The 11,498-nt window shown below is 74.6% G+C and carries 9 protein-coding genes; 6 read left to right on the top strand and 3 right to left on the bottom strand.

The window, feature by feature from the left end; genetic code table 11:
* Positions 1-290 precede the first annotated feature (290 nt).
* From ACWEQL_RS37205 to ACWEQL_RS37190, 4 genes are all read left to right on the top strand, one after another.
* Positions 291-1,181 (top strand): oxygenase MpaB family protein, encoded by an 891-nt coding sequence (locus ACWEQL_RS37205; RefSeq protein WP_452155127.1) that lies wholly within the window; start codon positions 291-293, stop codon positions 1,179-1,181.
* 120 nt (positions 1,182-1,301) lie between these two features.
* Positions 1,302-1,775 (top strand): VOC family protein, encoded by a 474-nt coding sequence (locus ACWEQL_RS37200; protein ID WP_452155125.1) that lies wholly within the window; start codon positions 1,302-1,304, stop codon positions 1,773-1,775.
* Positions 1,776-1,946: 171 nt separating this feature from the next.
* The gene (locus ACWEQL_RS37195; protein ID WP_452155123.1) at positions 1,947-3,698 is read left to right on the top strand and encodes an ABC transporter transmembrane domain-containing protein; all 1,752 of its coding nucleotides are present in this window, start codon (positions 1,947-1,949) and stop codon (positions 3,696-3,698) included.
* Complete coding sequence (locus ACWEQL_RS37190; protein ID WP_452155121.1) at positions 3,695-5,497, top strand: ABC transporter ATP-binding protein; 1,803 nt, start codon at positions 3,695-3,697, stop codon at positions 5,495-5,497. Before ACWEQL_RS37195 ends, ACWEQL_RS37190 begins: the two co-directional genes overlap by 4 nt.
* Before the next feature lie 96 nt (positions 5,498-5,593).
* On the opposite strand, the gene ACWEQL_RS37185 is transcribed toward ACWEQL_RS37190, so the two are convergent.
* The 3 genes from ACWEQL_RS37185 to ACWEQL_RS37175 all read right to left on the bottom strand — a co-directional run bounded on the left by ACWEQL_RS37185 (position 5,594) and on the right by ACWEQL_RS37175 (position 7,839).
* Positions 5,594-6,607, bottom strand: a complete 1,014-nt coding sequence (locus tag ACWEQL_RS37185; RefSeq protein ID WP_452155119.1) for a zinc-dependent alcohol dehydrogenase family protein — start codon at positions 6,605-6,607, stop codon at positions 5,594-5,596.
* 49 nt (positions 6,608-6,656) lie between these two features.
* Entirely contained in the window at positions 6,657-7,058 is a 402-nt protein-coding gene (locus ACWEQL_RS37180) for a nuclear transport factor 2 family protein (protein ID WP_452155117.1), read from the bottom strand.
* 118 nt (positions 7,059-7,176) lie between these two features.
* Positions 7,177-7,839 (bottom strand): nucleotidyltransferase domain-containing protein, encoded by a 663-nt coding sequence (locus ACWEQL_RS37175; protein WP_452155115.1) that lies wholly within the window; start codon positions 7,837-7,839, stop codon positions 7,177-7,179.
* A 577-nt stretch (positions 7,840-8,416) separates the two neighbouring features.
* Here ACWEQL_RS37175 and ACWEQL_RS37170 point away from each other — a divergent pair.
* Positions 8,417-9,988 (top strand): Re/Si-specific NAD(P)(+) transhydrogenase subunit alpha, encoded by a 1,572-nt coding sequence (locus tag ACWEQL_RS37170; protein ID WP_452155113.1) that lies wholly within the window; start codon positions 8,417-8,419, stop codon positions 9,986-9,988.
* Between the two features lie 6 nt (positions 9,989-9,994).
* Entirely contained in the window at positions 9,995-11,458 is a 1,464-nt protein-coding gene (pntB, locus tag ACWEQL_RS37165; protein ID WP_452155111.1) for a Re/Si-specific NAD(P)(+) transhydrogenase subunit beta, read from the top strand.
* The last annotated feature ends 40 nt before the right edge of the window (positions 11,459-11,498 follow it).

Below are 11,498 nucleotides of genomic sequence, written 5' to 3'. Positions count from 1 at the left end.
AGTCCTTACGGCGTGTCCGGGAATCAAGAGGTCCCGCATTCCGTTTGAGGAGCTCCCGTGGGGCCCCCCCCAGGTAGTGTTGGGGGCGCCGTTTCGGATAATCCAAAAATCCCCCCCCGGGGCCCCCCCCCCCCGGGGCGGCCGACCCCATTCCTACCGGCCCACCGCACCCCGGTGGCCCGACTTCCGGTGAAATCCAAGGGACTTCACGGGTTCAGGTGACCTCCCGGGACGGCGGGGGACGGCGTCACCCGGACGTGTGGCTCGGCCGGCGCCGTACCGTGGCAGGTGTGGAGTCCTCCCTCCAGGCCCTGCCGGGGGCCGTGTGGCTGCGGGAGCGGCTGGGCGCGGAGCTGTTCGCGCGGGTGGCCGGTCCCGAGGGCCCGGCCGTGCGCCGGCGGATCCACGAGACGCCGGGCGCGCGCTGGTTCGGGCCCGGGCGGCCGATCCGTACGGTGCACGGGGACGCCGCGATGTTCGCCGGCGGGCTGCGGGCCCTGCTGCTGCAGTCGCTGCACCCGGTGGCGATGGCGGCCGTCGCCGACCATTCGGGATTCCGGAGCGACCCGTGGGGTCGTCTCCAGCGCACCAGCACGTTCCTGGCCGTCACCACCTTCGGCACCGCGCAGGACGCGCAGCGGGCGGTGGACCGGGTGCGAGCCGTCCACGAGCGGATCCGCGGAACGACGGCGTCCGGCCTGCCGTACCGGGCGAGCGACCCGCACCTGCTGGGCTGGGTGCACGCCGCGGAGGTCGACAGCTTCCTGCTCGCCCACCGGGCCTTCGGCGCGGCGCCCCTGGACGCGGCGGGCTACGACGGGTACGTCGCGGACGCGGCGCGCATCGCCCGTGCCCTCGGCGTGCCCGACCCGCCCGTGGACCGGGCCGGTCTCGCGGCCGTCCTGCGCGCCTACCGCCCCGAGCTCCGGGCCGGCCCGGACGCCCTCGAAGCGGCGCGCTTCCTGCTGTTCCACCCGCCCGTGCCGCTCCCGGCGCTCCCCGCGTACGGCCTGCTCGCGGCGGCCGCGGTGTCCCTGCTGCCAGGGTGGGCGCGGCGGGAGCTGCGGCTGCCGCCCGCCGTGCCGGTGGTCGAGACGGCGCTGGTCGGACCGGCCGGCCGGGCGGTGACCGGGGTGATCCGGTGGGCGATGGCGCCCGGCCGGCCGCGGACCGCGGGGTGAGCGCGGCGGCGGACCGCGGGGTGAGCGCGGCGGTCGGGAGGCGGCCGGGGTCTCCGGACGCGTGACGGGACGGCGCGTGCCATCGTGGTCCGGGGGCACCGCGAGGAAAGGCGGAGCACTGTGAGCGTCAACCCCATCCCCGAGGGCCCGCGGATCACGCCGTACCTCTGCGTCGACGGGGCCGAGGCCGCGATCGACTTCTACGTGGCCGTCCTGGGCGCCACCGAGCGGATGAGGTCCCCGGCGTCCGACGGACGGATCGCGCACGCGGAGCTCCGGCTGGGCAACTCGGTGATCATGCTGGCGGACGAGTTCCCGGAGATGGGCTTCCTCTCCCCGAGGACGGTCGGCGGCACCTCGGTCAACCTGTACGCCTACGTGGAGGACGTCGACACGGTCTTCACCGAGGCACTGGCCCGCGGCGCGACCCAGCTGGACCCGGTGAAGGACGAGTTCTACGGCGACCGCACCGGCCAGTTCGAGGACCCCTTCGGCCACCGCTGGAACGTCGCCACCCACGTCGAGGACATCCCGCCGGACGAGCTGGCGAGGCGGGCCGAGGAGGCCGCCCGGTCACTGGGGGACGGCGGCTGACCTGCCGCACCGTCCGGGCGGCCGACGCAAGGCCGGGGGGCATGCACCCTTCAACTCGGGTGGCGGGTACGGTTCCACCATCAGGTGATCATGGGGGGGGGTGCCTTGCCCGACGCTACGACTTCGAATACGAACGACACGCGCCCGACCGCATCCGACCGCCGGCACCCGATGGCGGATCCGTCCGTCGGCCCCGGGGTGCCGGCGATCGGCGGCCCAGGGGCGTACCTCTGGTGGCTGATCGTCGCCCAACGCCGCCGGGTGCTGGCCGGCTCGGTGCTGGGCAGCGCCTGGATGGTGGCGCTGATGGTGCCGCCGTACCTGCTGTCGCGGGCCGTCGACGACGGACTGACCACCGGTGATCACCGGGCCCTGCTGGGCTGGACCGGTGCGCTGCTCGCCGTCGGCGTCCTGAACGCGTGGCTCGCCGTCATGCGCCACCGGGTGATGACCCGGGTGCGGCTGGACGCCGTCTACCGCTCGGTGCGCGTGGTGACCGAGCACGCGACCCGGCTGGGCGCGGCGCTCCCCCGGCGGATCGACGCCGGCGAGGTCCTCGCCATCGGTTTCGGCGACGTCGCCCGGATCGCCAACGTGCTGACCATCACCGGGCCCGGCGTGGGCGCCGCGCTCGCCTACGCCGTCGTGGCGGTGCTGCTGCTGTCCGTCTCGCCCCTGCTCGCCGTCGTGGTCCTGCTCGGCGTACCGGTGCTGGCGGTCCTGGTCGGCCCGCTGCTCGGCCGGCTCCAGGGAGCCGAGACGGCCTACCGCGAGCGGGACGGACTGCTCACCGCCCGCCTCGTCGACCTGGTCGAGGGGCTGCGGGTGCTGGGCGGGCTCGGGGGCAAGGAGACGTACGCCGGGCGGTACCGCGCCGACTCCCGGGCGCTGCGGGCGCAGGGGTACCGGGTCGCCGCGGTGGCCGGGTGGATCCAGGCCCTCGCCGTCGGGCTGCCGACCGTCTTCCTCGCGGCCGTGACCTGGCTCGCGGCCCGGATGGCCGCCGAGGGCTCCATCACCGCCGGCGAGCTGGTGTCCGTCTACGGTTACACCGCGGTGCTGGTCGTCCCCGTGTCGCAGTTCATCGAGGGCGGCTACGACCTCGGCCGCGGCCGGGTCGCGGCCCGACGGCTGATCGGGTTCCTCGCGCTGGAGCCGCACGCCGCGGACCGCACCGCCGGGCTGGACGCGCCGCGGGGGCCGTCCGTCCTCCACGATCCGGACTCGGGGGTCGAGGTGCTGCCCGGCCGGTTCACCGCCCTGGCCGGTGCGCGCCCCGAGGAGTCGGCGGCGGTCGTGGAACGCCTGGGCCGCTTCACCGACTCACGGGCGCGGTGGGGCGGGGTGCCGCTGAGCGACATCGCCCTCGACCGGGTCCGCGAACGCGTCCTGATGGCCGACCACGACGCCGCCCTGTTCGCCGGGACGCTGCGCGAGGCGCTCGGCGGACACTCCGACCGTCCGGACGAAACCCTGGAGGCCGCCGTCGACGCGGCAGCCGCCCGGGACATCGTCCTCGGCCTGCCCGACGGCCTGGCGTCGGCCGTGAGCGCCCGGGGACGCGACCTCTCCGGCGGGCAGCGTCAGCGCCTCCGCCTGGCCCGCGCCCTGGCGGCGGAGCCGGAGGTCCTGCTGGCCGTCGACCCGACCTCCGCCGTGGACGCGCACACCGAGGCCGCCATCGCCGACGGGATCCGCTCCCACCGGGCCGGGCTGACCACGGTGATCGCCACCTCCTCGCCGCTGGTCCTCGACCGGGCGGACGTCGTCCACCACCTCGTCGACGGGAGGGTGTCCGCCACCGGCACCCATCGCGAACTCCTCGCCGGCGAGCCCGGATACCGCCGCCTGGTCTCCCGCCGGACGGCCGACGAGGGCGAGCCGGCGGCGGAGCGGCCGGCCCTCCCGGGGAGCACCCGGTGAGCGCGGGGAAGGCCCTGCCGGTCGCCGGACGCGGGCGGCTCATCGGCGCGGCCGCAGCCCTCCTCCGCCCGGAGCGCGGCGCCTTCGCGGCCGTGCTCGCCCTGAACACACTGGCCGTCGGCGCCGGTCTGGTCGCGCCGTGGCTGCTCGGACGGATCGTCAACGAGGTCCGGGACGGCGCGTCGGCGGGCACCGTCGACCGGCTGGCCCTCGCCGTCCTGGTCGCCGCGGTGACGCAGCTGCTCCTGGTCCGCTGGGCGCGGGTGCTGGGGCACCGCTTCGGCGAGCGGACCCTGGCGCGGGTGCGCGAACGCTTCGTCGACCGGACGATCGCCCTCCCGGTGTCGGAGGTCGAACGCGCGGGCACCGGCGACCTGACCGTGCGCGGCACCACCGATGTCGGCCAGGTGGGCGCGGCGCTGCGCGACGCGGGGCCCGACCTGTTCATCGCCTGCGTCCAGGCCCCGCTGATCATCGCCGCCGTGTTCCTGCTCGATCCGCTGCTCGGGGCCTGCGGCCTGGCCGGGCTCATCGGCATCGGGTGCGCGACGCGCTGGTACCTGCGCCGGGCCCACGCCGCGTACCTGGCCGAGGGCGCGGCGAACTCGGCGCTGGCCGAGCAGTTGTCCGCCACCGCCTCCGGTGCCCGCACCATCGAGGCCTTCCGGCTGGAGGAGCGGCACCTCGCCGCCGCCCTGGAGGGGATCGAGCACAGCCACCGCACCCGGACGCGCACCCTGCGCCTGCGCAGCGTGCTCTTCCCGTCCGTCGACGTCTCGCACGTCCTGCCCGTGGTGGGCGCGCTGCTGGTCGGCGCCGTCCTGCTGGACCGCGGCGCGGTCACGCTCGGCGCGGTCGTCTCCGCGGTCCTCTATCTGCGGCAGCTGGCGGAGCCGCTCGACTCGATCCTGCGGTGGGTGGAGCAGCTCCAGAGCAGCGGCGCCTCCTTCGCCCGGGTCGAGGGGCTGGGCGTACGGGCGGACGTCCCGGACGCCGGACCGCGGACCACCCCGGCGCCCCGGCCGGCCGACGGCCGCATCGAGCTGAGCGGGGTCCACTTCGCGTACCAGGGCTCCCGGGACGTGGTCCGCGGCGTCGACCTCACCGTCCGGGCGGGCGAGCGGCTCGCGGTGGTGGGCCGCTCAGGTGCCGGCAAGTCCACCGTGGGCCGGCTGCTGGCGGGGATCGACCGGCCGCGCACGGGCACGGTGACGGTCGGCGGGGTGCCCGTCACGGACCTCGATCCGCGGGACCTGCGCCGCCAGATCATGCTGGTCACCCAGGATCATCACGTCTTCATGGGCACGCTGCGCGACAACCTGCTGCTGGCCGACCCGGCGGCGGGCGACGACCGGCTGCTGGAGGCGCTGGCGGCCGTGGACGCCGACTGGGTCGGGGAGCTGGGCGAGGGGCTCGACACCCCGCTGGGCGCCGGCGGCCGGCGACTCGACGGCGCGCAGGCGCAGCAGGTCGGCCTGGCCCGGGTGGTCCTGGCCGATCCGCACACGGTCGTCCTGGACGAGGCGACCGCGCTGCTTTCCCCCGGGACCGCCCGGCGCGCCGAACGCGCGCTGGCCGCCGTCCTCGAAGGACGCACCGTCATCGCGATCGCGCACCGGCTGCACACCGCGCACGACGCCGACCGGGTGGCCGTGATGGACGGCGGGCGGGTGGCGGAGCTCGGCAGCCACGAGGAGCTCGTCGCCCACGGCGGGACGTACGCCGCGCTCTGGCACTCCTGGCACGGCGACGCGCCCTCGCCGGCCTGCCCGCCGCCGCGTACCTCCGCCGAGGGGTGAGGTACGCGGCCCCGCGCACCCGGCCGCCTCGGTGGGCCGGGCGCGCGGGCGTGGCCGGTCAGGTGCGGGCGTGGCCGGGTGCGCGGGCGTGGCCGGTCAGGGGCGGTCGGCGATCACCACCTTGCCGAAGGCGGCGCCGGAGGCGTAGTGGCGGAAGGCGTCCGGGGCCCGGTCGAAGGGGTGGGTGCTGTCGATCACCGGGCGGATGCCGTGGCGCTCGATCAAAGCGTTCATCGCCAGGAACTGGGAGCGGCTGCCGACCGCGATCGGGCGGACGGTGGCGCCCGCGCCGAAGATCAGCCGGGGGTCGAGCGGCCGTACGGCGGCGCCGGAGATGAATCCCACGCAGGCGATGTGGCCGCCGATCCGCACCGCCCGCAGCGACTCCTCCAGCCGGCCGGCGACGTCGACCACCCGGTCGGCGCCCTGGCCGTCGGTCAGCTCCCGCACCCGGCCCGCCCACTCCGGCAGGGCCCGGTGGTCGATCACCTCGTCCGCCCCGAGACCGCGGAGCCGCCGTTCCTTGGCCGGGTCGCCGGTGGTGATGATCACCCGCGCGCCGAGGGCCTTGGCGAAGGCAAGGGCGAACAGCGAGACGCCGCCCGAGCCCTGCAGCAGCACGGTCCGCCCGGCCCGCAGTCCCTCGCCGTCGCCGGTGAGGGCGTTCCACGCGGTGACCGCGGCGCAGGGCAGGGTGGCCGCCTCCTCGTAGGAGAGGTGGCCGGGCACGGGCACCAGGCCGCCGGCGTCCAGCACGGCGAGCTCGGTGAGCATGCCGTCCAGCGAGCCGTCGAGCTGGGGCAGGTGCTGGAGGCCGAAGGGCCCGTCCTGCCAGCTCGGGAAGAGCGCGCCCGCCACCCGGTCGCCGGCCCGCACCCCGGTGACGCCCTCGCCGACCGCCAGGACCTCGCCGGCGCCGTCCGCCACCGGGACGACGTCCGGCTTGACCGGCAGGACGTAGTCACCGCGTAACACCATCAGGTCGCGGTAGCTGAGCGAGGCGGCCCGTACGGCGACCAGGACCTGGCCGGGGCCGGGGGCCGGGTCGGGGTGGGTCCGGACCGCCAGGCCCTCGATGCCGGCGCCGCTGTCGACGTGGTAGCTCCGCATGTCCCTTTCGCTCCTTCTCCTCGTTCTCCTCGCCGGGCCGGGTCGGTGGTCACTCGCCGTCGGTGGCGGGCCCGGTGCGCAGCGGGATCTCGCCGCCGGTCTTGCTGTAGCCGAGGGCCTCGACGATCCGGCCGCCCCGGACGTGCATGAGGTTGACGCCGCGGACGTAGTCGGCGGGCCCCTCGCCGAAGCGGTAGCGCCAGCGGATGGTGGCGCGCTCCCCCATGACGATGACCTCCTCGGGCCGGAACCGGACGGTACGGTCGGCGGCGAGCGTCCGCCAGAAGGCCACGCAGTCCTCCCGGCCCTCCCAGCGCCCGCCGTCCGGCGCAGGCTGGACCGACTCCATGACGCAGCCCTCGCCGACCAGGTCGTCGATCAGGTCGGGGTCGTGGTCGGTGAAGGCCTGGTTGAAGAGGTCGATGACGGCGGCGGTGGTACGGGGCTGCATGGCTTTTCCCTCCCGAGTAGATAGAACAGTCGGTCTACTCATGACGATAGAGACCGGTCGGTCTACCGGTCAACCCCCTTACGGGAGTGATGTCATGAGGACTCGTGAGAAGGCCCGCTCAGTCGCCGAACGGCCCCAGCTCGGCGAGCCAGCCGTGCCCCGGGTGCACCCGGGCGAGCAGCGTCGCCAGGGTCCGCCGCTGGGCGCCGTCCAGCAGCGGCAGCGCCCCCGCGAAGTCCTGCCGGTCCTTGGGGCGGACGGCCTTGGCCTTGAAGAGAAGGGTCAACTCCGGTGCCAGATAGGGGATCCCGCCCGCCGTGCGCCGTACCACCGCGCCGTACGGCAGCCGGATCGACGGATCGCGTCGGCAGATCCACACCCCGCCGTCGTGCGGCTCGCGGAACACGTCCACCCGGAACTCCCCGCTCGCCCGGTCGCGCAGCCAGGTCTGGTGGGTGAGCGCCATGACCTCCGGCCCGGCGTCCTCCCACAGCCGCCCCTGCGCCACCACGTCGACGGCGAGTTCGGGGAACCGCGCGCGCACCTCGGGGAAGCACGCGGCCGGGACGGCGATCTCCAGATCACTGTGGGGTCTGGTCCGCACCCCCGGGAGCAGCTCGCCCCTGAAGAGGTCGATCGCCCAGCCCCCGGCGACGCACCAGGGAGCGGACAACCCCGACAGCCGCCCGGCCACCCGCTCCGGCGTCCAGGCGTCGCGCCACCTCGCCACGGCCTCGTCCTCGGTGATCCCGACACCGCCGGGAGGGAGTCCTTCGGTCACCCGGCCAGCGTAGGGCTTGTCTGACAATTCGCGTCGGATCAGTGCGCGGCTCCCCCAGCCTTCGGCCGGGGGGACCCCCATCCGTGCGTGCATCGCAAGGCGGAGGTGGGGGCACCTCCCGGCCGGAGGCTGGGGGCCATCGGCGACCGACGACAACGCGGCGTGGGGGCACCTCCCGGCCGAAGGCTGGGGGAGTGCGTGCCCCGGCGTCGCGCGCCCGGCGGGAATTGTCAGACAAGCCTTAGGACCCGCCCCGGACCCCAGGGGCCGTCACCCGTCCGGACGTGCCGGAAACGGCCGGAAACACCGGTCACGCGGCACTCAGCGTGCCCACGCACGTCTCGAACGACACTCCCGCACCACCGGAATGCCGCCGGTGGCACACCGTGGAGGCCCGAGGAACCGAAAACGGCGTTCGAGCAGGTCCGACGGGGCGAACCGGTGAAACACGTCACGGTCACGCCCTGTCCCCCTCCCGGGCCCGGGCAGGTAGGTTCCTGCCTCCAAGGGGAGGACACTCCCCTGTAGTACGCGGCTCCCACCGTCAGTGGTTCCTCCGACCAGAGAGGCACGAGTGATGTCTGCACAGGGCTCCACCCACCACCCCCCGCGGCGTATCGGTGTGGTCGCCGAGTCCCTCGCCGGGGAGACCCGGGTCGCCGCGACACCGTCCACGGTGCGCGGCCTGCTCGCCCTCGGCTACGTGGTCACCGTCGAGTCCGGGGCGGGCACCGCCTCGGGGTTCACCGACGAGGCCTACACCGGGGCGGGCGCGAACATCGGGGACGCATGGGGTGCCGACGTCGTCCTGAAGGTCAACGCGCCCTCGACCGGGGAGATCGCCCGGCTGCAGGACGGCGCCACCCTGGTCGGCCTGCTCGCCCCGGCGCAACGCCCCGAGCTCCTGGCGGAGTTGTCCTCGCGTCCGGTGACGGCGCTCGCGCTGGACGCGGTACCGCGGATCTCGCGCGCCCAGTCGATGGACGTGCTCAGCTCGATGGCGAACATCGCCGGCTACCGGGCCGTGATCGAGGCGGCCCACGTGTTCGGGCGGTTCTTCACCGGGCAGGTCACGGCCGCCGGCAAGGTGCCCCCGGCGAAGGTCCTGGTGGCCGGCGCCGGCGTGGCCGGGCTGGCCGCGATCGGCGCCGCCTCCAGCCTCGGGGCGATCGTCCGGGCGACCGACCCGCGGCCCGAAGTGGCCGACCAGGTCAAGTCGTTGGGCGGCGAGTACCTGGCCGTGGACGTCGTCCAGGAGGCCGGCACGGACGGCTACGCCAAGGCCACCTCCGCCGACTACGACCGCGCCGCCGCGGAGCTGTACCACGAGCAGGCCAAGGACGTGGACATCGTCATCACCACGGCGCTGATCCCCGGCCGGCCCGCCCCGCGCCTGCTGACCGCCGAGGACGTGGCCGCGATGAAGCCCGGCAGCGTCATCGTCGACATGGCCGCCGCCCAGGGCGGCAACGTCGAGGGCACGGTCGCCGGCCGGACGGTCGTCACCGGCAACGGCGTCACCATCGTCGGCTACACCGATCTCGCCTCCCGGCTGCCCGCCCAGGCCTCGCAGCTGTTCGGCACCAACCTGGTCAACCTGATCACGCTGCTGACGCCCGGCAAGGACGGGCAGCCGGCGGTCGACTTCGAGGACGTCGTCCAGCGGGCGGTGACCGTGGTCCGCGACGGCGAGGTCACCTGGCCGCCGCCGCCCGTCTCCGTCTCGGCCGCCCCCGCGGCCCGGCCCACCCCGGCCGCCCCCGCCGTGGTGGAGGCGGCGAAGCCCAAGCTCACCCCGGCGGGCCGCTACGGCCTGATCGGGCTCGGCATGCTGGCCATGTTCCTGCTGGTGGCCTTCGCCCCGGCGCAGCTGGCCGAGAACTTCACGGTGTTCGTCCTCGCCGTGGTGATCGGCTACTACGTCATCGGCAAGGTCCACCACGCGCTGCACACCCCGCTGATGTCGGTGACCAACGCGATCTCCGGGATCGTGGTGATCGGCGCCCTGCTGCAGATCGGGCACGTGAGCACGCTGGTCACCGTGCTGTCCTTCGTGGCGATCCTGCTGACCAGCATCAACATCTTCGGCGGCTTCGCCGTCACCCGCCGCATGCTGAGCATGTTCTCGACGTCCCCCGAAAGGCGCTGAGCTCCGATGACTTCCACGACGGCCGCACAGGCCGCGGACCTGGTCGCGGCCCTGCTGTTCATCCTCAGCCTCGCCGGACTGTCCCAGCACCGGACCTCCCGCGCCGGTGTCGTGTACGGCATCGCCGGGATGGCCCTCGCCCTCGCCGCCACCGTCGGGGTCGCCGCGAAGAGCATCAGCGCCGGCGCGGTCACCCTGATCGTCGTCGCGATGGCCGCGGGCGCGGTGATCGGCCTCTGGCGGGCGCGCCAGGTCGAGATGACGCAGATGCCCGAGCTCATCGCCGTGCTGCACAGCTTCGTCGGCCTCGCCGCGGTGCTGGTCGGCTGGAACAGCTACCTCCAGGTCGAGGCGCACGGCTCGGCGCAGACCGAGGTCGCCGCCGAGCTGCTGCGCATCCACCACGCCGAGGTGTTCATCGGCATCTTCATCGGCGCGGTCACCTTCACCGGCTCGATCGTGGCGTACCTGAAGCTGTCCGCCAGGATCGCCTCGCGTCCGCTGACCCTGCCGGGCAAGAACGCGCTCAACCTGGGCGCGCTCGGCGCCTTCGTGGCGCTGACGGCGTGGTTCACCGTGAGCCCGGGCCTCGGCCTGATGATCGCGGTCACCGTGCTGGCGCTGGCCCTCGGCTGGCACCTGGTGGCCTCCATCGGCGGCGGCGACATGCCCGTCGTCGTCTCGATGCTCAACAGCTACTCCGGCTGGGCCGCGGCGGCCGCGGGCTTCCTGCTCGACAACAACCTGCTGATCGTCACCGGTGCGCTGGTCGGCTCCTCGGGTGCCTACCTGTCGTACATCATGTGCAAGGCGATGAACCGCTCGTTCCTGTCCGTGATCGCCGGCGGCTTCGGCATCGAGGCCCCCTCCGGCGGCGACGCGGAGCACGGCGAGCACCGCGAGGTCCGGGCGGACGAGGTCGCGCGGCAGCTGGCGCAGGCCCGTTCCGTGGTCATCACCCCCGGGTACGGCATGGCCGTCGCCCAGGCGCAGCACCCGGTCGCCGAGCTCACCCGCAAGCTGCGCGACCGCGGCGTGGAGGTCCGGTTCGGCGTCCACCCGGTCGCCGGCCGGCTGCCCGGGCACATGAACGTGCTGCTCGCCGAGGCGAAGGTGCCGTACGACATCGTGCTGGAGATGGACGAGATCAACGACGACTTCGCCGAGACCTCGGTCGTCCTGGTCATCGGCGCCAACGACACCGTCAACCCGGCCGCGATGGACGACCCGACCAGCCCGATCGCCGGCATGCCGGTGCTGCGGGTGTGGGAGGCGAGCGAGGTCGTCGTGTTCAAGCGCTCCATGGCCTCGGGCTACGCGGGGGTGCAGAACCCGCTGTTCTTCCGCGAGAACAGCGGGATGCTCTTCGGCGACGCCAAGCAGAGCGTGGAGAGCATCCTGCACGCCCTGGAGGCCGAGGGCCGCGCGTCGGCCCCCTCCCCGTCGCCGGCGACGGCCGGGCGGGCGTAGGTCCCCCTTCCCGTGGCCCGGGGCACCGACCGCACTCCCG

It is taken from the genome of Kitasatospora sp. NPDC004240 (assembly GCF_053603215.1).
This window is presented reverse-complemented; position numbering and strand designations above follow the sequence as displayed.